This is a genomic window from Vibrio sp. RE88 (assembly GCF_013113835.1).
Taxonomy (GTDB): domain Bacteria; phylum Pseudomonadota; class Gammaproteobacteria; order Enterobacterales; family Vibrionaceae; genus Vibrio.
Map to the genome: position 1 here is coordinate 193,326 of NZ_VTYQ01000008.1, position 23,774 is coordinate 217,099.

The 23,774-nt window shown below is 44.9% G+C and carries 14 protein-coding genes; 5 read left to right on the forward strand and 9 right to left on the reverse strand.

Annotation, left to right across the window (positions count from 1 at the left end):
- Window positions 1-216 precede the first annotated feature (216 nt).
- From pyrI to aspA, 8 genes are all read right to left on the reverse strand, one after another.
- Window positions 217-681 carry an aspartate carbamoyltransferase regulatory subunit gene (gene pyrI, locus F0265_RS19110; protein WP_171750045.1) on the reverse strand — a complete coding sequence of 155 codons (465 nt, stop codon included), beginning with the start codon at window positions 679-681 and terminating at the stop codon, window positions 217-219.
- A gap of 16 nt (window positions 682-697) precedes the next feature.
- Window positions 698-1,627, reverse strand: coding sequence for an aspartate carbamoyltransferase (gene pyrB, locus F0265_RS19115; RefSeq protein WP_171750046.1), 930 nt, complete (start codon window positions 1,625-1,627; stop codon window positions 698-700).
- Window positions 1,628-2,115: 488 nt separating this feature from the next.
- The gene (locus F0265_RS19120) at window positions 2,116-3,126 is read right to left on the reverse strand and encodes an ornithine carbamoyltransferase (protein WP_006963254.1); all 1,011 of its coding nucleotides are present in this window, start codon (window positions 3,124-3,126) and stop codon (window positions 2,116-2,118) included.
- A gap of 124 nt (window positions 3,127-3,250) precedes the next feature.
- A complete protein-coding gene (gene arcC / locus F0265_RS19125; protein ID WP_171353084.1) occupies window positions 3,251-4,162 on the reverse strand; it encodes a carbamate kinase in 912 nt (303 codons plus the stop codon).
- Window positions 4,163-4,221: 59 nt separating this feature from the next.
- Complete coding sequence (arcA, locus tag F0265_RS19130; protein ID WP_171750047.1) at window positions 4,222-5,442, reverse strand: arginine deiminase; 1,221 nt, start codon at window positions 5,440-5,442, stop codon at window positions 4,222-4,224.
- 607 nt (window positions 5,443-6,049) lie between these two features.
- Window positions 6,050-7,498, reverse strand: coding sequence for a YfcC family protein (locus F0265_RS19135; protein WP_064488789.1), 1,449 nt, complete (start codon window positions 7,496-7,498; stop codon window positions 6,050-6,052).
- A 477-nt stretch (window positions 7,499-7,975) separates the two neighbouring features.
- Window positions 7,976-9,283, reverse strand: a complete 1,308-nt coding sequence (locus F0265_RS19140; protein ID WP_171750048.1) for an anaerobic C4-dicarboxylate transporter — start codon at window positions 9,281-9,283, stop codon at window positions 7,976-7,978.
- A 169-nt stretch (window positions 9,284-9,452) separates the two neighbouring features.
- The gene (aspA, locus tag F0265_RS19145; RefSeq protein WP_006963249.1) at window positions 9,453-10,904 is read right to left on the reverse strand and encodes an aspartate ammonia-lyase; all 1,452 of its coding nucleotides are present in this window, start codon (window positions 10,902-10,904) and stop codon (window positions 9,453-9,455) included.
- Between the two features lie 319 nt (window positions 10,905-11,223).
- Between aspA and F0265_RS19150 the strand changes: the two genes are divergently transcribed.
- Entirely contained in the window at window positions 11,224-11,736 is a 513-nt protein-coding gene (locus F0265_RS19150; protein WP_006963248.1) for an FxsA family protein, read from the forward strand.
- A gap of 348 nt (window positions 11,737-12,084) precedes the next feature.
- The gene (locus F0265_RS19155) at window positions 12,085-14,682 is read left to right on the forward strand and encodes an ExeM/NucH family extracellular endonuclease (protein WP_171750049.1); all 2,598 of its coding nucleotides are present in this window, start codon (window positions 12,085-12,087) and stop codon (window positions 14,680-14,682) included.
- 53 nt (window positions 14,683-14,735) lie between these two features.
- Here the strand turns inward: F0265_RS19155 and F0265_RS19160 are convergent, their stop codons facing one another.
- Entirely contained in the window at window positions 14,736-15,113 is a 378-nt protein-coding gene (locus F0265_RS19160) for a hypothetical protein (RefSeq protein ID WP_006963246.1), read from the reverse strand.
- Window positions 15,114-15,536: 423 nt separating this feature from the next.
- Between F0265_RS19160 and F0265_RS19165 the strand changes: the two genes are divergently transcribed.
- The 3 genes from F0265_RS19165 (at window position 15,537) to F0265_RS19175 (ending at window position 23,474) form a co-directional block, all read left to right on the forward strand.
- Entirely contained in the window at window positions 15,537-15,899 is a 363-nt protein-coding gene (locus tag F0265_RS19165) for a hypothetical protein (protein WP_171750050.1), read from the forward strand.
- A gap of 70 nt (window positions 15,900-15,969) precedes the next feature.
- Window positions 15,970-23,007, forward strand: a complete 7,038-nt coding sequence (locus tag F0265_RS19170) for an RHS repeat-associated core domain-containing protein (RefSeq protein WP_171750051.1) — start codon at window positions 15,970-15,972, stop codon at window positions 23,005-23,007.
- Complete coding sequence (locus F0265_RS19175; protein ID WP_171750052.1) at window positions 23,004-23,474, forward strand: hypothetical protein; 471 nt, start codon at window positions 23,004-23,006, stop codon at window positions 23,472-23,474. The genes F0265_RS19170 and F0265_RS19175 overlap by 4 nt, the downstream gene beginning before the upstream one ends.
- Window positions 23,475-23,774 lie beyond the last annotated feature (300 nt).

The following is a 23,774-nucleotide window of genomic DNA, read 5'->3' on the forward strand; positions in this document are numbered from 1 at the left end:
GCCTTCAGACATTGAGCGGTCACTTCTGTGGTGACTTAAAGATTTGATTCGGGAGTATTTTAACACCAAACAAAGTGTGGCTTTTTGAAAGGGATCACCAATTAAAAACTATTAATTGGCGATTTTATTGGTTGATAATTCTGTTGTGTGTGGATATTTATTCTCAAATGGGAATAAATATCCACAGTACTTTTAAACAGTGACTGTCAGAGCTGATTAGCGCGCTTCTGCCATGATTTCGCGTGAGAATACTTTTTCACAGTAATGGCATTTGAGCTGAACGTGACTCTGCTTTTGCTGGACTTTAAAGTGGCTTTCGATAGGTTCACCGTGCGAAATACAATTGCTGTTCGGGCACTCAAAGACACTATGGATATGTTCTGGGAGCGCTAAAGTCAGCTTGTTGACCACCTGATATTCTTCAATCTGGTTTACGGTCGCTTTCGGCGCATACAGAGCCAATTGGTTGGCCTGCTCTTTGGTCAAATAGACATTTTCAATTTTGATGAGGTCTTTCTCGCCGAGCGCCGAAGAAGGTAAGTTGAGGCCTATGGTGATGCGCTGATTGGTCTTGTGCATTTTAAAAAGTTTGAGCACTTTAATGCCGACGTTAGCAGGAATATGGTCAATCACGCTGCCGTTACGAATGGCTTCTACTTGTAGTTGAGTTTCTTTCACCATGATAATTCTCCTGCAATTAAAGGGTTTCACTAAGAACAAGGGCAAGTAAGGCTTCACGGGCATAGACACCGTTTTCAGCCTGCTCAAAGTAGTAAGCGTGTGGCGTTTTATCGACGTCTGTTGTGATTTCATCGACGCGTGGTAACGGGTGAAGTACCTTCAGGTTTTCACGCGCCTCTTTCAGCGTATCGGCGGTGAGAATAAATGCTGACTTGATGTGAGCGTATTCGGACTCATCAAAGCGCTCTTTCTGTACGCGCGTCATATACAGGACATCAAGCTCCGGTACGACGTCCTCGATGTTGCTGTGCATACTGAATTTGATGCCTGCTTCTTCAAGTTCTTCACAGATGTAATCGGGCATCGCTAACGCTTCAGGAGCGATAAAGAAGAAGCGAACGTTGTTAAACTTAGCCAGTGCCTGAGTCAGAGAGTGAACAGTACGACCGTATTTAAGGTCACCCACAAACGCGACATTGAGGTTGTCGAGCGTGCCTTGGGTTTCGTAGATAGAAAACAAATCCAGCAGAGTCTGAGTTGGATGCTGATTCGCGCCGTCACCCCCGTTGACCACAGGTACGCCATTGGAAAACTCGGACGCCAAACGCGCTGCGCCTTCTTGTGGATGGCGCATCACAAAGGCGTCGACATACGAAGCAATCACCTGAACTGAGTCGGCCAGTGTCTCACCCTTTTTCGCCAGTGACGTGTTGCCACCATTGTCGAAGCCAATGATTGTGCCGCCAAGACGCTGCACAGCCGTTTCAAATGACAGCCTTGTGCGAGTAGAAGGTTCAAAGAAGCAACTGGCCACCACTTTGTTTTTAAGCAGTGTCGGGTTTGGCTCGGCTTTTAGCCTAGCCGCGGTGTCGACGATAAGCTCTAGCTCGCTGCGGCTGAGCTCAGGAATGGAGATAATGTGCTTGTTAAATAACGAATGCGCCATAGCAGTGTTTCCTCGTCTCAATGGGTGAGTTTGTCCAACCTTTGTAGATTGCTAATCCATGGGTTGATGTAAATTTCAGACAAAAAAAAGCCTCCTAAATAGGAGGCTTGAAAAGGATCGATAGAATAAAATGAAACCACACATGTCCCTGAGTCAGGGCATAAGTTAAGCCAACATTGAGTGGTTGCTGACAGGTTCATTTTGATCCTCCGAAGACAAATTGCGGAGGATTATACGGACAAAAAAAGCCAACGCAAGCGTTTGCGTAAAGTATTCATAAATTGGATTTTTATGCGTATTTCGCCCATTTTAGCGACACGTTTGCAGCGGTTGTGCTGTCTTGCATTGAGAGCGATGAACAGTCCTTAAGTGTGAAAAAAAATGCGGGCTTTATTCAGCATGTTTTTGATACATGATGAACGCCACCCGCATTTCCCTGCAAACAATATTCAGTCTAATTTGAGTATGATTACTTTTAATCGATGATATTAGTCACCTAGTGTTGCGACCATCACCGCTTTGATGGTGTGCATACGGTTTTCAGCTTCGTCGAACACGATAGAGTAGTCAGATTCAACCACTTCATCAGTCACCTCACAGCCGTTTTTAAGCATTGGGTATTCTTCAGCAAGCTGTTTACCTACCGTGGTATCTTCACCGTGGAAGGCAGGTAGGCAGTGCATGAATTTCACATGAGGATTACCTGTTGCTTTGATCATTTCCATGTTGACTTGGTAAGGCAGCATGAGGTTAATACGCTCTGCCCACGCTTCTTTTGCTTCGCCCATCGATACCCACACATCCGTGTACAGGTAGTCACAACCTTGAACGCCTTCTTGAACATCTTCAGTCAGGGTAATTTTCGCACCGGTTGTTTCAGCAATCTCACGGCACTGCGCCACAAGGGCTTCTTCTGGCCAGAACTGCTTCGGCGCGACGAGACGAATATCCATGCCCATCTTAGCGGCGCCAACCATCAGGGAGTTGCCCATGTTGTTACGCGCATCGCCTAGGTAGGCAAACTTCATTTCGTGTAGCTGTTTGCCACGGCCATGTTCCATCATAGTCAGGAAGTCAGCGAGAATTTGCGTCGGGTGGAACTCATCGGTCAGACCATTCCATACCGGTACACCCGCGTAAGCGCCCAGCTCTTCGACAATTTCCTGACCAAATCCGCGGTATTCGATACCATCGTACATGCGGCCCAGAACGCGAGCGGTATCTTTCATCGATTCTTTGTGACCAATCTGAGAGCCTGTTGGGCCTAAGTAAGAAACTTGAGCGCCTTGGTCAAAAGCCGCAACTTCAAAGGCACAACGAGTACGAGTCGATGTTTTCTCGAAGATCAGAGCGATGTTTTTACCTTTCAGACGAGGTTGCTCATAGCCGTTGTATTTCGCTTTTTTCAACTCCACGGATAGGTCCAACATGTGTTGAATTTCACGCGGAGTAAAGTCTAATAGTTTTAGGAAGTTACGGTTGCGTAGGTTGAAAGCCATGATGTTTTCCTTCTTATCGATGTGCACTTTCTCGTTGCAGGGAAAGAGGTAAGAAAGTGCAGTAATGAATTTGAGTGATTGTTTGTTTCATCTCAGTCCTGACTCAAGTCAGGACTGCTGGTAATTAGCCTTTGGTGATATTGGTGCCTGCCGTGCCCTGAAGAATGCGTAAACCATCTTCCAGTGAGCCGATACCGACCACTTTGCCACCTTGCTTGACGAACTCGCATGACGCTTCGATTTTTGGCCCCATTGAGCCAGCGTCAAACTGGTACTGTGCCAATTCGGTTGGGTTAGTGCTGCGCAGCGCATGTTGGGTAGGCTTGCCCCAATCGAGGTAAACCGCATCTGCGTCAGTGAGGATGAGCAGGGCGTCTGCATTTAGCTGCTTGGCAAGGAATGCTGCGGACATGTCCTTATCAATCACCGCTTCGACACCGACCAGTTTGCCATTCTCTTTTTTGACGGGGATGCCACCACCGCCAGTACAAATCACTAAGTGACCTTCGTCGATGAGCTTGGTGATCGCTTCGTGTTCGATGATGCCTGTTGGTTGTGGGCTAGGTACGACGCGGCGGAAGTGCTGACCGTCTGGTTTGATGGTCCAGTGGTATTTCTCTGCCAGTTCACGAGCCTCGGCTTCTTCATAAATTGGGCCGATGGGTTTGGTTGGATCGGCAAATGCCGGGTCATTGGGGTCCACTGTCATCTGCGTTAACATGCAAGTGGCGTTGACGTTTGGCATTTGGTTTTTGAACTCTTGCATCAGCATATAACCAATCATGCCTTGTGTTTCACTGCCCAGAACATCCAATGGGTATGGCGCTACCTTCTTGTATTCCAAACCTTGTAATGCCAATAAGCCAACCTGTGGGCCATTACCGTGTACCAGTACGACGTTGTATTCCTGAGCAATTTCCGAAATGGTTTTGACGGCAATTTCGATGTTCTGACGTTGTACTTCGGCTTCCAATGGTTCACCGCGGCGAAGTAGGGCGTTTCCGCCAAGTGCGACAACTACAGTTTGTTTTGTCATTGCTTTAATCTCTCTGCTGAGGACGAGAGCTAAGTCGCTCTCGCCAACTTATCCGTTAGTTAAATACCATCACGTTCGATTGGGCAGCTCATGCAGCGTGCCCCGCCGCGGCCACGACCCAGCTCATCACCAGGAATAGGCAATACTGTGATGCCCGCTTTGTCGTACTTCTCGTTGGTGTAGGTGTTGCCTTCGTATCCGATCACGACGCCAGGCTTGACGGTAAGAACGTTGTTAGCATCGTTCCACTGTTCACGCTCTGCATTGAAGTTGTCACCGCCAGTGGTGATAAGGTTGAGTTGGTCGACGCCAAGAGCTTTCTCGATAGCCGTCACGAAGTAACCTTCTTCTTTGACATTCACAGCGCCAGACGCATCGCCGGTCAGGCTCCAGCACTTCACATCTTTGCGCATGACTTCTGGGTAAACAGAGAAGGTATCTTCACGCATATGAGTCATCACTGTGTCTAAGTGCATGCATGAACGATGTTTTGGCAGCTCCATCGCAATCACTTGTTTCGCTTGACCATGTTTGAACAGACCAGAAGCAAGATGCTCAACACCTTGAGCGGTTGTGCGCTCTGACATACCAATCAGCACGGCGTCTTTACCAATGACTAAGACATCGCCGCCTTCAATGGTGGAGTTGTCGTAGATTTTCTCTTCATCACCGAAGTATTTGATGAAGTCCTGACCAGCAAAGCTTGGGTGCCAGCGGTAGATAGCACGAACGTGGTTGGTTTCACGTTGACGGGCTGGTTTCGCCATTGGGTTGATAGAGACACCGCCATAGACCCAGCAAGAAGTGTCGCGGGTAAATAGGTGGTTTGGTAATGGCTCAATAATGAAATCTGTTGGTGCGTGAAGCCCCTGCATCATAGACGAGGATTTCATCGGCATTTCAGCGTAAGAAAGACCACCGGTAAGAATCTTAGCCAGCTCAACATTGGGTAGGTCGCCTAAGTAGCAACGAACGTCATTGGCAAAAGTTTTACCTAAACGGTAATTCGATACCTGACGACTTAGCAGCCAGTCTTTGGCTTCAGCTACCGCCAGCGTGTCTGCAAGTAAGTCAGTAAGCAGTAACACTTCCACACCTTGGTCGCGCAGAGTTTGAGTGAACACATCGTGCTCTTTACCTGCACGCTCGACGGCAAGTACGTCATCAAATAGCAGATCGTGGCAGTTGGAAGGCGTCAGGTGAGTCAGTGCTCGTCTTGGGCGATGCACCAGAACGCGACGTAATTGACCGATTTCAGAACCTACGTATAACTTACTCATGATCGTATCTCTCTTATATTTTTAATTAGTTTTAAAACTTAAAAACTAATATTTAATTTGTAGGGAATAGAAGAGCGAATTTATTTATTCACTTATTTTGTTTCTGGAATTCATATTACGCTTGTCTGGGTAGGAATCTTAGAGATCAATCACAGTTCGTTTTTTATGCCTAAAGCCAGTGTTTTCAAGGGGTTTAACAATATCTATGCAGTTGTTATTGGTATGTGAACATCCTATTTAACCATTTAGGAGGGAAGTTTATGCATAAGTTGAGGTTGAGTGTCTGATTAATATCCTTACCAAGGAAAAATATTCAAATTTAAATTGTTTACAAAGGGTATATTAGATTGAAATTATGCACTCTAACTTTCTAGATAATTGCTTTTAAGTGTTGAACTATTCGTTTTATAACAAAACTTTTGATAATAAATTTAATGTCGATCACATATTAAATTCTTAGGATTTTTTGAGGGAATTAATATCGGATAAATGAAAATTATAGATAGGAATAGTTTTTCTATTTTTCAGCTGAACAGACAAAAGAAAGCCGCACTAAGGCGGCTTTGGGGGCTCACATCCTGTGAGCGAGTGTAAGGAAAAGAGCAGGTTAGATCAGCGCACCAATGCTGATCATCACAACACAGAATAGCGTCAGAATGGCTAAAAGTGGTGCCACCCATTTCACCCAGCGCACATAAGGCACCCGGGCAATGGCAAGGCCGCCCATAACGACTGCTGAAGTGGGAGTAATGAGGTTGACCAAGCCAGAAGCCGATTGATAAGCCGTGATGACTAGGTCGCGTCCGACACCAGCGAAGTCTGCGAGTGGAGCCATAATCGGCATGGTGAGTACCGCCAGGCCAGAGGTGGAAGGCACAAGGAAAGATAGCAATATCTCAAGGAAGAACATGACGTTAATGAACACGACCGACGACAGTCCAGTCACCATCTGTTCCGCTGAGTACAAGATGGTATCAGTGATCATGCCGCGGTCCATGACAACCACAATCCCGCGCGCAATACCAATGATCAGCGCTACGCCGAGTAGGTCACGAGCACCATCAATAAAGCTGTTGGTGAACTCTTCTTCGCTCATACGTGCGACGAGTCCGACTAAAATCGTTGCCGCTAAGAACATAGCTGAGATTTCTGCCATCCACCAGCCCGCAACGGAGACACCGTAGATCATTACGCCGAATGAGCCGCCAAAGATGGTTAAAATGACCTTACGTGTGGTGGTGAACTCAAGAGATTCGCCAGTTTGATTACCAAGGAAATGCGCTTTGTTCTCCTCGTATTTATCGTAAACAATCGATTTGCTTTGGTCTTCACGCACCATACGGGCATAGCGCATCACGTAGGCGACACAAATAACCCAGCCGATCACCAGCATTAAGGCACGTAGCATGATGCCATCAGTAAACGGAATTCCAGAAGCATTAGCAGCAATGACGGTGGCAAATGGGTTGATGGTGGAGCCCAATACACCAATGCCTGCACCAAGTAGCACCGTGGCTGCGGCAACCAATGGGTCGAAGCGCGCAGCCATCATCACTGGCACTAACAGGGTGTAGAATGGCAAGGATTCTTCGGCCATGCCGTAGACGGTTCCTCCAGCAGCAAACAGAGCCATTAGAATGGGTATCATCATCTCTTCTCGGCCCTGAAGACGTTGCGTTACACGTTCAATCCCGGCATCGATGGCGCCCGTTTTTGTCACTAGCCCTAGAAAGCCACCAATGACAAGGATGAACAGGGAAACATCAATCGCGGCAGCTTCGTAGCTGTTGTGGTCATAGAAGCCGTCAATCGGTGCTAGTAGTACGTCAATGACACCTTGAGGGTTGCCTTCTACAGCTTGATAAGTACCTGTGACAGGGACTTCTCGACCCAAATCTTCATTCATTGCGCGGTCATACTGGCCAGCAGGTACAATCCAGGTCAGCATCGCGACCAATGCAATTAAAATAAACAGAATCGTGTAAGCGGAAGGGAACTTAAAGTTGGCAAAGAAGCCGCCTTTTTTTTCTTCGGTAGGTACAGTTTGGGTGGTCATGGTGATCTCCTTACTCTTACTTGTTGAATAACAAATAAAAGTGAATCAGCGACTAGAGTTATAAATATAAAACTCACAAAGACTAAGTTATTGGAATAGTGATAATTATTTTGAGCTGAATGCGAATAGCTCTTGGAGGTTATTTTAATTATTGATGAGTTTTCTAACTTTGGTGATCTTCACAAAAATATTCAGTGTTATTTTGTTGGTTTTTAAACAAGTTCCGAGCGCAAGGGTATTTGTTTAATTAAAATGGATTTCTATTCTTTTAGCAGAGGTAAGGGCAAGTTATTTAGGTCATGACTGATGATGAATAAATAAAGTAAGGAATTTTATTCATTGATTCGGATTTTCATTCAGGAGCATTTTTTGGAAGATCTTTTGACTAAAGTCAAAATAAAACTGTGATGTGAGATTTTTTATTGAGAACAAATTTAAAAAAGGGAGCACAAGCTCCCTTTCTTTTTTCCGTTGTAGTTAGATCAGCAGACCACCGAAAGTGAAGCCTAATGCAACGGCTGATGCAATGGTCACCACACCTGGGATGAAGAATGGGTGGTTAAATACGTAGCTACCGATGCGAGTGGAACCTGTATCATCCATTTCTACTGCAGCAAGCAGCGTTGGGTAAGTCGGTAGAACGAACAGAGCGCTCACTGCAGCGAAAGATGCGACTGCCGTTAGGGGAGCAACACCAATCGCTAGAGCTGCTGGCATCAGAGCAACCGTGGTTGCGCCTTGTGAGTAAAGCAACATAGAGGCAAAAAACAGAACCATGGCCAACATCCATGGGTAATCAGCCAGCAACGCACCTGCGACTTCTTTAATGCCATCCACGTGTGCATTGACGAAGGTTGAACCTAACCAAGCCACACCTAGAACACATACACAAGCGGTCATGCCAGAGCGGAAAGTCGAGGCGTTAGGAATCTTTGAAGCGTCAATCTTAGTGAATAGAACGATAGCTGCTGCCGCTGCCAGCATCACTGTCATAATGGCTTCGTTACGGCCAAGGGCTGGGTCAACAATCAGACCTACTGATTTAGAGATGGCCGCCGCGTAGCAAACCACGAAGCCAATTGCCGCAAGGAAGATGTATGTGGCAGTTTTTGCCGTCGGCAGAATGTCGCGCTGCTTTTCCGTTGCGAGTTTGATCAGGCCTTTCTCTAAACGCTCTTGATAAACAGGATCGTCTTTCAGTTCACTGCCCATAAAGTTAGCGACAAAAGCGCCAATCATACAAGCGATGAAGGTAGTTGGGATGCACACCGCAAGCAGTGTCAGGTAGTCAACACCCATCGGTGCCAGCATCGCAGCGAATGCCACAACCGCCGCTGAGATAGGTGAAGCGGTAATCGCGATTTGCGATGCGACCACAGCAATGGAGAGAGGGCGAGATGGACGAACGCCTTGACCTTTTGCAACCTCTGCAATGACCGGTAGCGTTGAAAATGCCGTGTGACCCGTACCCGCCATTAATGTCATAAGGAAAGTGACGATAGGCGCATAAAAGGTGATGCGCTCAGGGTTCTTGCGCAAGAAGTTTTCTGCCAGTTGTACTAACCAATCCATACCACCGGCAACTTGCATTGCAGCAATCGCTGTGATGACCGACATGATGATCAGGATAACATCAACAGGAATGTATGCCTGACTGGTCGGTACGCCAAGAATTAATGACAATGCGATAACGCCAGCACCGCCTGCAAAGCCGATGCCAATCCCGCCGATTCTCGCTCCTAAAAAGATAAAGAGCAGAACGACTAACAGTTCGACCGCTACCATAATAGATACCTCATATTGTTAACTTAAATTCGATTATCTAAACACTCAGTGTCTAAACGTTTAGATAATGGAAGGAGGGAGCCACTGAACGGGTTAACCCTGATAAAGTTGTGGTTAACCGTATTAGTGCCTAAAAAAGGGCCCTGTTGGGCCCTCCTTGGTAGCAATCTTATTCGTAGCGTTTCGCTTTATACTTAGGATGCATAAAGTTTTCAACGTTCAAGATGTCGTCCAGCTCTTCTTCGGTTAGTAAGCCACGCTCCAGCACTACTTCACGGACGCTCTTACCCGTTTCCGCACAGATCTTACCGACGATGTCACCTTCGTGGTGGCCAATGTATGGGTTCAGATAAGTCACGATACCGATTGAGTTGTAAACGTAGCCTTCACAGATCTCTTTGTTGACCGTGATGCCATCGATACATTTATCACGCAGGTTGACACATGCGTTAGATAGTAGAGAAATAGACTCGAACATGCTTTGCGCGATGACAGGTTCCATCACGTTTAGCTGTAGCTGACCACCTTCTGCGGCAAATGAGATGGTGTTGTCATTACCTAGTACTTTGAAACAGACTTGGTTGACCACTTCTGGCACCACAGGGTTAACCTTAGCTGGCATGATAGAAGAGCCTGCTTGCAGCTCTGGGAGGTTTAGTTCGTTTAGACCTGAACGTGGGCCAGAAGATAGCAGGCGCAGGTCATTACAGATCTTAGATAGTTTGACCGCCAAACGCTTCAGCGCGCCATGTGTCATTACATAAGCACCACAGTCTGAAGTTGCTTCAATCAGATCTTCTGCTGGGACTACGTCTAGGCCAGTCACGTCAGCTAAGTGTTTCACCGCCAGTTTCTGATAGCCTTCAGCCGCGTTCAAACCAGTACCGATCGCAGTGGCACCTAAGTTGATTTCCAGCAGTAGCTTTGAAGTGTACTCAAGGGCACGGATTTCTTCATTCAGAGTCACCGCCCACGCGTGGAACTCTTGACCTACGGTCATTGGTACCGCGTCTTGAAGCTGAGTACGACCCATTTTAAGCACGTCTTTGAACTCTTGGCTCTTAAGCTCAAATGCCCCTTTCAGGTATTCAATCGCTTCAATCAGAGTGTGAACACTGTTGTAAACGGCGATACGGAAACCCGTTGGGTAAGCACAGTTAGTCGACTGGCTCTTATTAACGTGGTCATTTGGGTTAACGAATTCGTACTGGCCTTTTTCCTTGCCCATCAGCTCAAGTGCGACGTTGGCGATCACTTCGTTGGTGTTCATGTTGACTGATGTGCCTGCACCGCCTTGGAAGACGTCTGAAGGGAACTGATCCATGCACTTACCTGTTTCAAGGATCAAATCACACGCTTCAACCACGTATTTAGCTACATCTTTAGGAATAACGCCTAACTCTTTGTTTGCTAACGCCGCGGCTTTCTTGGTCATAACCATGCCACGGACAAATTCAGGTACGTCTGAAATCGTAACATTAGAGATATTGAAGTTTTCGATAGCGCGTAGCGTGTGGATGCCGTAGTAAGCATCGGCAGGAACGTGGCGTTCGCCAAGTAGGTCTTCTTCGATACGAGTGGCTGCAGCTGCAGTGCTTGGAGTATCAGTTAGGGTAGCCATCACAGGATCCTTAGATAATTATTCTGATGATAAAGTAAAATGCTAGCCATTCTGCAGTGTAAGAATCCTTTCGTCAGAATTTTTGGCTGTAAAATCCGTCCTGACTTATGGGGCTCATGATACTGTACCCAGCGGATAAAAATAGTAGCTTGATCACCTTTTTTGCTTTTGTTTAGTTAAACTTTTGCAAGATATGAACAGGGTATTAATAACCACAAAGTAGTAGTGGTTTATTGAGGTTTCTATCACTCTTTTTTACAGCTTTAATTTGAGCTTGAATCAGCTTTGGGCTTACACTGGGCGTAACAAAGGAGGGCGTGTGTTTCCTATCTTATTATTGATGTTTATTTTCGTTCCTATTATTGAAATAGGCCTGTTTATTTCGGTCGGCGGTTACTTAGGATTGTGGCCGACGATCGCATTGGTACTGATCACCGCGTTTGTCGGTGCGTCTTTAGTACGCAGCCAAGGCTTGCAGACCTTGATGTCAGTGCAAAATCGCTTGCAGCAAGGTGAGCTGCCTGCTCAACAAATTCTTGAAGGTGTGATGCTAGCGGTCTCAGGGGTACTACTGCTGACACCGGGCTTTATGACCGACGCTCTCGGTATGTTGGTGCTATTACCGGCACCACGCGCTGCGATGGCAAAATACCTTATGAGTAAGATGACGGTGCAGTCTGTCGGTGGTGGCTTTCAAGGCGGCTTCGGTTCTGGAAACTTCCAACAAGGTCCTTTTGATCAAGACCCGTTTAATCAACAACCTAAAGACGGCAATACGTTTGAAGGGGAATATGAGCGTAAGGATGGAGACGATAATAATCGCCTCAATTAACGGACAAAACCTCGCGAACACTTGATAATTAAAGGCGCAATCACAGCGCCTTTATTTGTATTTGCCTCTAGAGCTTTAATTCTATTTATGAGCAAAAGCTAAACTAAATCAGCGATCTATTCTCATTTGTGCAACAAACGTTTCACCTTATGTTTAAACTTTGAAGTCTCTTCAAATATTCAGCATATCTATGAGATCGAAATCTCACTGTCACTGAATGTTGTTTTTAGTTTCATGAAAAAGATAAACACTTGTCGTGCTTTATAAGTCTTTTCTCAATAGAAAAGGTGATTTGGAACACGCTTTCTCAACCCTATACAACACGGAAAGCGATGCAAGGTGGACAGAATGAAACAAAAACTAACCCCAACCTTACTTGCAGCAGTGGTCGCAAGTGCTCTCTCCGCTCCAGCCATGGCGGATATCGTAATTTCTCAGTACGTTGAAGGTAGCAGTAACAATAAAGCTATTGAGATTGCCAACACTGGCGATTCAGCAGTGACGCTGGATGGCTATGAGCTAGCGAAATCGACCAACGGCGGCGGTGAGTGGGGCAGCAAACTGGCTCTAGATGGCCGAGTACTGGAAGCGCAAAGCGTTCTGGTTGTTGCACACACAAGTTCAAGTGATGAAATCAAAGCAGTAAGCGACATTCTAAATGGTTCAGTAATCGGATTTAATGGTAATGATCCGGTTGCGCTACTTAAAGACGGCAATGTACATGACGTATTGGGTAACATGGGTGGCTCAGATTTCGCAAAAGATGTCACTCTAGTACGCAATGTTGATGCGATGACGCCTTCTTCTACTTACGACGCTTCTCAATGGTCATCGCTGGCAAAAGACAGCATCGAAGGTCTAGGTGTACTGGATGGCGGTGAGACACCAGAGCCGTTCGCTTGTACTCAAGACGGTGCTGAACCTGTCTTTACATCGATTCAAGAAATTCAAGGTGAAGGTGATACGTCTCCATTCATCAATGGCTATCCATACATCACAGATGAAGATTTCTTCGTCAAAGGAGTGGTTAGTGCAGTGACCACAGGCCTAACAAAGGGCTTTTATCTACAAGCACTGGAAGATGACTACAACCCGAAAACATCGGAAGGTTTGTTCGTCCACACTAACCAATCAAGCTCTGATCTTCAGCCTGGCGATGTGGTTTGTGTGAAAGGTAAAGTTCAAGAGAACTACAACCTGACGCAACTTAAAGCGGAAAATAACAACTGGGTTAAGCAAGGTGAGCAATCTGCTCCAGTAGCGACGGCGATTGAAGTGATGGCGGATGACGCTAACTTCGATCAGACGCTAGAGCGCTATGAAGGTATGTTGGTTAAGACGACTGAAGCGCTGGATATGCGCGTGACTCGCACCTTTGGTTACGATTACGCATCGCGTCGTAACAACATGGTTGTTGCTCAGGGCCGCATCAACATGCACCCTAACCAGAACTTTGCAGCAGGTTCTGACGAAGCGAAACAGCAGAGCACTGAAAACGCAGAGCGTCGCCTGTTCATTGAGTCTGATGCAAACGCAGCTAACGGCACGGTTCCTTACTACCCAGACTTTGGCCGTACTGACGCTGACCAGAATGGTTCCACAGAAGACTACATCCGCATCGACGATACCATCGTTGGCCTAGAAGGTGTTCTAAGCTACAGCTACGGTGACTACCGTCTGATTGCCACCAACACGCTAACTAACGACAACTTCGTCCGTAACGATCCTCGTACTGAAGGCATCGATATGGAAGAAGGCGATCTTCGTATCGCGACATTTAACGTACTTAACTACTTCAACTCTCCATTTGGTGGTGACGCTAACCAGCACGGCGACAACCGTGGTGCAGACAGCTTTGAAGAGTTCGAAGTTCAACAGGCGAAAATTGTTAACGCTATTCTACGCCTTGACGCCGATATCATTGGTTTGATGGAAATCGAAAACAATGGCTTTGGTGACAGTGGCGCTATTCGCCAGCTTGTTGAGCAGCTAAACCAGCGTATCGATAAGAAGAAAGACCGTTACGACTTCGTTACCGTTGACAGCAATGGCGATAAAGTGACGGATGAGAACGACTCAATTGGTACTGACGTTATCACCACAGGCGTTATCTACCGTTCTAAAGTGGCGAAGCTGAAAGAAGTACGCGTAATCGAGATGCCAAGTCAGCAAGCGCCTGAAGTGCTAGATGACGACGGTAAAGTGATCGAAGATGGTAAGAACTACCAACGTAACTCACTGGCGCCAACGTTCAAGATCAAAGGCACCAATGAGAAGATCACGGTTGCGATCAACCACTTCAAATCGAAAGGTTCTAAATGTTGGGAAGACGCAGCACCCGTAGACCAAGGTGGTCAGGGCGGTGTCGATGCTGACCAACAAGGTTCTTGTGAAAACTTCCGTGTTGCTGCGGCGGTTGCACTGGGCGATGCGCTGAAAGACATCAAAGGTCATAAAGTGATTCTTGGTGATTTGAACTCTTACGGCATGGAAGATCCAATGCTGGTTCTGACAGATTACAGCGAAGAGAAATACGGTAAGCAGATCAAAGCGGCACGTAATACCTTCATTGGTGACACAGAGCAGTTTGGTGACAACGGTGCGGTGATTACTGAGGGGTATAACTACATCAATGCTGTTGCGATGAAGCACCCAAATAGCTGGAGCTACTCGTACAATGATGAAGTGGGCGCGCTAGACCACCTACTAATCAGCCCAAGTCTGAAGAAGCACTTTGTGGATGCGACAGATTGGCATATCAATGGCGGCGAATCGACGCTATTTGATTATAACGATGAGTACAAAGGTGACTTGCCGAAGTACAACGACCATTTCCGCTCTTCTGACCACGATCCAGCAGTCCTAGAACTGAACATGGCAGGTTCGTTCGGTTTTGGTGCGCTAGTGTCGCTATTTGGCCTAGCACTATGGCGTCGTCGTAAGTAAGCCAATCTTTTATAGAGACCAAGTAAAAACCGCCACATTCAGTGGCGGTTTTTTTATTCGTATAGGTCCGTTGGAACTTCGGTCTCACAACGTGCTAGATCATAATCACGAGTGGTACCGCTATTGCCGCGGAATTGCATTCTTACAATCATCCCACGTTCGACATACCAACGTAATTCTTCACAAGAGTATCGGTAGCTTAACTCGATAATGTGGGCAGTCGCCCAGCGAGAGTTACCTGGTAAGCTCGCCGAGTAGTAGATCACACCGTGATCTGTGACTCTTAAGTCTTTGATATCACTAAGATATTCTTTTGCTGTATTAATTGTTTCTTGATCAGCGGTTGGCTGAAGTTCTTCTAGGCTTTTCGTTTTACAAGCGCTCAAAGCTAACGCTGAAAGGCACGCCACTGCGATGTGTTTTAGTTTCATTATTGTTCTCGGTTGATATGAAATTAAGGACAAACCTTAAGGAAGAGTGGATTCTATTTATAAGTCATATCAATGTGTAGTGATAATTTTATAAAACTAAAATAAGTGTGAACTGAGATACTTCCATTCCCTGCCTAAAGCATCTGTTTGATAAAAACAAAGCTTCTATTGCGCTTTGAGTTTTTACCTAGCCCAACTATCTCCCGTCTTATATTCATTTTTACTAATTTAACTAACTGAAACCAAAGTGCTATTTACTCGATTGCATTGTGATTTATGTCATATCTATGAATTAATAAGTTGAGCTTATATAAGTATTGATTAGTATCTGTGCTCTTTTATAAATTTCTCATATGATTCGTTGGATTGCGAAGGGCGGTAGCGTATCCAGTTACCGCGTTAAAGACTGAAATTTAATCAATTATGACTAAAAAATACTATGTCTTCGCAGTGGTTTCACTTGTTTCCATTGCTGGCGCTTTATACGCAATGTTTTCAGGGCAGATAGCTCAGCCAATCGCTGATGAGGTGACGACTTTGGATGACAGCCGCGAATCGTTACCCCAAATAAAACTGAGTGAAGATGCGAATTTCCCTTCACCAGTAATTCAGCTTCAACAAACTATTGCTCATGGCCTAGTTGAAGTGGAGAAAGCGCAACTTCCGCTCCTTCGTGGAGACCTAGCGGAATTTTCACAAAGCAATATCCAAGAACAATATCAGCTCCCCGCAGAGCTTGAGAATCTGCAACTGAGGCTGAAAAGACTGCAATCCATCAGTCAATAATCAATTCGCGACCTGAACTTTCAGAGTAACAAGCGGAATCCAATTAAGAATATAAACGGCAGTGGCTTATATGAAATCGAATCGTTTCACTCATACCTATGCGGTGTATGTTGTTTCACTACTGGCGGTAGCCTTTTCGCATCCCGCCCTTTCTTTAATCTCAGAAGCTGGGAAAAGCCTTGAGCTATCCGGTGACTTTTCTGCATCAGGCGGTCAGGCAACGTATTCTTTACCATTGTCAGTAGCACCCGGGAGAGGAGCTCTTCAACCTAGCTTAAGCTTTGAGTATCAGAGTGATTCTCCTAACGGTATGCTCGGTATGGGTTGGAGTCTAGGTGGTCTTTCTTCGATTTCCCGATGTGGCAAAAACCTTCACAAAGACGGTCGCTGGGGAGGCATTAACTTTAATAGTGATGATCGCTACTGTCTTGATGGAAAACGCTTGATTGCGATATCTGGCCGTGATGGAGAGGACCTGACTGAATATCGTGTGGAAACCAATGGCTATGCCAAGATTATATCTTTTGGTCGTGCTGGAAATGGGCCTCAAAGTTTTAAAGTTTGGTATAAAAATGGTTCGATCTATGAGTATGGTGTAACAGAAGACTCAAGAGTGCAGCTACCAAGCCAACCACATGTTTACAAGTGGTCGTTAAATAAGATCACGGATATTAGCAAAGAAAATCATATTCAGTTTTCTTACAGTGAAGACCAGTCAGCCGGTACTCATAAGTTGATCGAAACAACATATGTTGGTGGTAAGGTAAAGTTCATTTATGAACCGCGAACGGATTCAACCTCTAGGTACCTTGGAGGTAGCTTACTGAGAAGAACAGAGAGGCTGAAATCTGTTGAAACTTATGATCGCAATAACGGAAAGATAGGTGAATACAATCTTTCCTATCAACAGTCTACTGGGACGGCACGCAGCTTACTGTCGAAACTGAGCTACTGCGCTGATGGACAATGTTCCAGTGACCTCACTTTTAGCTGGAGTAGTCGCAGTAATGGCGCCTTAGGTGGAGCCCAAAATACAGGTTTACGTTCACCTCGCTATATAGATGTTAATGGTGATGGTCGAGGTGAAATTTATGGTGTTGTAGAGTCATCGAGTAATGGCACTTTTAAGGTTAGAGACTTAAATGGCTCAACATCAGGTTGGGTTAAGTCCTACAGCCTTAATGGTAGCACTCACTCCCCAGCAATAAAGACCAATCAGTGCAGTGTTAATACAGCTAGATCTTATATCAAGAGTGACGGACAATTTGGCTATTATTGTCAATTTTCATCTTGTTCAGGTGATAGTTGTAAGTATGGGTCTACAGGGGTCAACTATGGCGATTTCTCTGGTATTGGGATAGCGAGTTACCAGAAAGGTTATTCTGTAGTAGATATTAATAGTGATGGCATTGAAGATAAGCACAATTTCGATGTCAAGGGGGGAAGCTATAAATATCAAATCACTGGTGGTGCCTTTCAAACCTTGCCAGCGGCTGGAGGGCGCGTACTTAGAGCTTTTACTGATATAAACAATGACGGTTATCTCGATGCAGTCATGGGCTCTGAAACAGCTACCGATTATTTATACGTACATTTGTTCAATGGTAAGTCGTTCCTTGCCCCACAAAAAATTTCTCACCGCCCAAGTCATGAAGATGAAATTGTATTCACTGACATTAACAATGATGGTTATCCTGAGTTAGGTTTTGGTACCAACTTTTACTCGAACAAATTCGGGAGTATCAGCTCTGGCGCAGCTTTGAATGTTGGAGCTAAAATTTATTCTTCTCAAGATGTAAATGGTGATGGATGGAGCGATATCCTTACCCGAGGGGAAGGGGATGCTGATAAAGCTCATATTCGGTACTCGACCGCCTATTCGCAAGATAAAATAACCAAGTTTTCTTCTGTTGGTATTGACTATGACCTTATTTATAAGCCAGCCTCTGATACTATTGTTCATACTCAAAAAGCACATAAATCATTTCCGATCAGAAATACAACACCTAGAAGATATTTAGTTGCCCAAATAACTAAACAGCCCAAAGGTTACGGTCATACAACGACTAGCTACGTTTATCATGGTGCGAAGTCTCATCAAAAAGGAGGTGGTTTTTTAGGCTTTGAGAAGATTATTAAAACTGAAGTAGCAGATATTACGACCCGCACTGAAACTTCTTTCAATCAGAATGATTTAGTTCTTACTGGAAAGCCCCGCTCTGTCTCTGTTTATAGAAATAATAAAAAAGTTTCTGAGACGACGTACTTTTATCAGCAGTACACGCGTCAGGGGTACAATGCGAAGTACTATCAGGTTTACGCTAATCAAGTAGTCAAAAAACGTTTTTCGTTAACAAGCGAAGTGGTAGAAAAACAAGAGTCAACGTCGAGAGCTATTGACCGATTTGGTAACTTGTTGGATGAAACGAGTACTGTGTCGAGTGAGTTTGAAGGTGCTGGTGAGTTTACCACCCAAAATCAATTTAAGTACCTTTCAACCGGAATCAATAGTAACCATCATATCTACGATATTACCAGTGTGAGTAATATCGAAAACTTAGATGTTCTACTTAGTTCTTTTAAAGCAGGGTTGGGTCGATATTGTGCGTCGAATGGTGATATTTACTTTAAGCCTAATGATTACATCGTTTTGATTCATAGTGACGTCGATATTCCACTCGTACTTCAGCGATACGATAGCTACTTTAAGTATCAACGAACCTCTTCTAGCACTGATTTAGATGGCTTAACGGTTTACAAGGGCCAACTAGTTAGCACAAATGCTACTGTGTTTTCTAATGCTAATCCCAAAGCGTGCGGTAGTTACTCATTCGGTGATTCGGATGGGGACGGTAACATGGAGTTCAGTACTTCTAAGCTGACACGAACTGAGTTAGTTACTGAAACGGGCGATAATTTTTGGAAGATAGGTGCCCTAAAACGACTGACTAAAACAGTAACTGACTCTACTACTGGATTGTCACGTTTTACAAAGAATGACTTCTCTTATAGTGAATCTGGTTTTCTGCAGCGAAATGTAATTTCAGCTTCGGATTATGAAGGTTCTGGTGATCTAAGCGTAGGTTCGAAAACATTTGTTAATACTTATAGCCATGATAATTGGGGAAATGTTACTGAATACACGACTGAAGGCAGTGGTTTCGCGAAGAGAACAGAAGTTACCAGATATGATGAAGATGGCTTGTTTGAAGTTTCGACTTCAAATGCGTTAGGCCATACATCCTCAGTAGAAGCAAGTGCTAGAGGATTGCTTGTTAAGAGGATTGACGCATTAAAAGGGAGAACTTCGAGCTATACCTATGACAGTTACGGTCGATTAACATCTGAAACACTGCCCGGCCTAAATAACACGAACCACACTCGTTATGCATTGGGAGAGCAGTGTCGATATTCCGTATCTAAGACGGTGAGCTGTGTATCTACCTTACCTGCTAGTGGAGGAGAGGTTATTACCCACTTTGACTATGCAGGTCGAGAGATCAGAAAACTGCATACAGGTTTTAGTGGCAAGCTAGTTGTTGTGGATACGGATTGGGACCGCAATGGCAGAAAAACGAGAACTACTCGACCGCAATTTCTGAGTCAAACCTCACCAGCGCCTGAGGTTGTCTTTACCTATGACCTTTTTGACCGTGAGTTAACCAAACAGGAACCCGCTGCGGATGGTGGAGCAGCAACATACACGACTCGTTATGAAGGTTATGTCACTACACTCAATGATGCTCGAGGCTTTGAACACAGTACGACTACCAACGTAGCAGGGCATATCCTGCGTAAAGTCGAGCCATTAGGTGCTTATCAGACTTATCAGTATTATCCGGATGGAAAACTACGCTCAAGCACGGATTCCGCGGGTAACGCGACTCAAATCCGCTATGACAATTTAGGTAATCGTAATTCATTGGATGATCCAGATATGGGCCAGTGGAGTTACAACTACAATGCAGCGGGCGAACTGATTTATAAGCGCGATGCGAAAGGAACGGTCACAACGATTGAGTACGATAATCTTGGCCGAAAAGTGAAGCAGACGGAAGGGAGTAACGTTTCTACTTGGCGTTATGATGAACGCGGCGCGCTTGGCACCCTGTCTGGCTTTGTTGGTAATGGTAGTGAAACGGACTATTACTACAATACCGCCGGTCTTACTGAAGAAGTCACCGTTCAAGTTGGTGACGAGAAGTTCAGTACCCATTACTTCTACGATAAGTTCGAGCGTGTTGCTAGGGAAGTTCGACCAAACGGCATCGATACCACGCTTGCTGATGCGGCCAAGTTATTGAGCAGCACCAACAGCAACGATCGCCTAGCAGTTGAATATGTTTATAACCCTTATGGCTACGTCGCAGGGGTACGCAGCCCGAGAAATTATGCAGATGAAGTCTTTACCAGTGCCAGTTTCCGTGAAGGTATTCGTGAGCTGCTGAGTGATGCGATAGCACAAGCCAATGTTTACCTAACTAAGGCGGAACGCTACGCCACTCAGGAAAGCTTCTTTACTACTAAAGCAGCTGAGTACAATAGCAAAACCGTTAACGTGCACAATCTGGATGCCTCCTCGCAAACCCTGTTGGGTGACGGCTATCGCTATAAACAGTGGTGTAACGACCAAGGCGAATGTTATTTACGTCCAGCAACTTGGGTGTTGCTTCATGATGATGTCTCTATCCCGCTGGATATTACGCTAGAAGGAGCGATTTATCGCCTAACGACTACCTTAGCCACTACTCAACCGGGAATCCGCAACTACAACGCAACTGTCCATACGGTGCCAACCTCTGAGTTTAATGCGCAAAGCTTGAGTGCTTCACATGACTTCTTACTGACTGACTACGACAGCAATGGTCAGAAGGATTTGATGAGCAATAACGATATCTATATTGCTCAGGCGGATAGTGAAACTCGTGAAGAACTGTTGTTTGCTGCTGATGACTTATCTGAAGCAGCAACGGTGGCAAACACTCGCTATAAGTTCTACACCGACCTTGCAAGCCAGTTAATTAACCTGTCAGAAAAAGTGGCAGAGTTGAGTGGTTTGAACTGTGAATATGCGAATCAGCTGGGAGGGAATCAGCTAGAAGCCTCTTCTCGTAATCATTGTGAAAATACTCAACAATCTAGCCAAGCTGATCATCTCAATATGATTCTGACTCAGTCAGAAATGGAAGAGTCACTAGACAACCCAGCCTACCTTTACTATTGGCAACGTCGTGAAACCGATGCTTACGATCATACGTTGTCGGAAACGCTGGGTAATGGCCTGATTAACACCTACAGCCATGATGCCAATACCGGTCGCCCGAGTTATATTACTACTCACAAAGCGAATGTGTTGTTTGATCCGCGCCTCTCCTCAAGTACCAGCCAAGGGCGTAATATCCGCTTTATTCAGTATCGCTACGATAATCACAACAACGTAACCTATCGATACGATGAGCAGTTAGGCATTACCGATACCTGGACGTACGATAGTTTAGATCGCGTCACCAGCAATGCCATCAGCTTGGCGAATAAAACGCAACACGGGGTAAACAACCCAGACTTAGCAGGGCCGTTTAATTATCGTTATGACAAGCTGGGCAATCTGATACATAAATCCGACATTGGAGACTACCACTACAGCGGCCAGCAGGCAGGGCCACACGCCGTGACAAAAGCCAATGGGCTTAATTACCAATATGACGATAACGGTAATATGTTGCGCGCTTGGGCGGATGGCAACTCGACCAACGAGCGAGAGCTGGAATGGACGGAATTCAACAAACCAAACAAGATTACCCGCAACGGTAAAACCGTCGAGTTTTTCTATGATGCTAACCATAACCGTTACCTGAAGAAGAGCAGCGACGGTATTGAAACCTTCTACTTTGGTAAGAGCTATGAGCGAGTCAAGGATACCAATACAGGGGTTGTTCAACACAAGCACTTTGTTTATGCCGACGGCAAGCTAATTGCGCTCAATACTCAGACAAAGGGGGTAGAAGATGACTTGCAGGACAAACAAGTCCGTTACCTTCATTACGATGCCCTGAACTCGGTCGATATGATCACTGATGGCTACGGTTTAGTTGTAGAGCGCCGTAGTTACGATACTTGGGGTAAGCAGCGTAAAGTAGCGTGGTCCGATAACGGGCCGTTGGATGTGGTACAAAACGCCATTACTAACCGCGGTTATACTGGTCATGAAGAAATTACCGAAGTTGGTTTAGTTCATATGAATGGGCGTGTTTATGATCATGCACTTAGTAGGTTTACTAGTGCAGACCCTGTCATTCAGGCACCATTTATCACAAACCGCTTCAATCGATATAGCTACGTTAGAAACAACCCACTTAAATACTTAGACCCTACTGGGTTTAGAGAAGTTGAGGGGACGAGTCGAGGTAATTATCAGGACCGAGAAGGTAACTGGCGAGACAGCCGTCCTAGTAGAGATGATCGAGATAATGGTAGTGATAATAATAAGCACTACACTGTTGTTGTTGTTGGTCACGTTCCACCTGAAGAAGCTGAAACACCGACAGTTAGGCCTGACTATGGTTCAGATAGAGACCCGAGCAGCAATTATAATGCTGGTGTCAGCTCTACGGTGGAGGAATCAACCAGTTTCTGGGATTCGTTGGACGATACACTGTTTGGAGGGATGAAAGCTTGGTCTAACAACCTTAATCCCGAATATACAGTCGGTTTGAATATTGCTGGTAGTCTATACAACACTGGTACTCCTCAGTATGCTCTAGATATGCTCAGCGAGGAAGAGCAAGCTGAGTATTCTGATGCTGTCAAAAAGGGCATAGCTTTTGGTGCTGTAGTTGCAGGTCTAACTAAAGGTAAAGTTAAGACAGTTGCTAAAACTCCTTATAATTCGCCGGAATCTTACGATACAAAGAAAGTTGCCCTGGATGGAAAGAAAGCTAAAAAGAAAGTTCATGTTGATAAGGTAACGGGGGAAGTATTCGAGAAAAACCCCGCGAATCATGGAGGAGCTTCTTACAATAAATGGTCTAGCATGAAATCGTTCAAGAAAAATAATGGCAAGAGAGAAACTTCGGTTTGGGCTGATTCTGGAGAAGATAGAGGTCGATGAGAATTAAGAAAATACACGAAGAAAATGTTACAGAGTTTATGTCTCATTTCAGAGATTGGTTTTCAGAAGATGAGTTAGAATCAAATCTGAACTTATCTTTTATAAGTGTTTTTAGTCAGTGGTTGACTAGAGATGGTTATGTTGAAAATATTCAAATGGCTAGTAAAAAAAGGATTGAAAGTTACAATATTGTTAGGCGTAATATCATTACAGATCTTTACACTGAATGCTCTATACTAGATTTGGATTCTATGGATTATTTTTGTTTTCTAGATAGGAAAGACCTTAAAGAATATATCGAAGGGTGCCTCAATAATACTGAGAACTTTGTAATGGTATCTATGGTTGATAGCTATGCAATTCAAACTAGTTATGACTTTACTGATAAGTTCTATTATTTGGAATCTGAAGATAAGAGTAAAATAAAAAATAAAGTTGAAAATATGAATGGCTTTATAATAGATTGATTTTTGATTTTTTGTGTATGTAGATTATTTATATAAGCTTTCTCTTATGACTCTATTTTTCACTTATATTACCCTTCGTTCATTCATCAATGATCGAAGGTAAGAAAATTGTTGATTTTGAATCTCATGTAGAACCTTATTCGGGTGGTAGCAGTTTAAATAATACACCATGGATTAACCTCTGAGGGGTTTACAAACGTTGGTGATAATTGTCACCTCAGTCATGGTCAAATTGGCTAGCACCATTTTATATTGATGGAGAGAGCGAGACGTTATTCTCTCTCGCATTAGCAGCTAAGT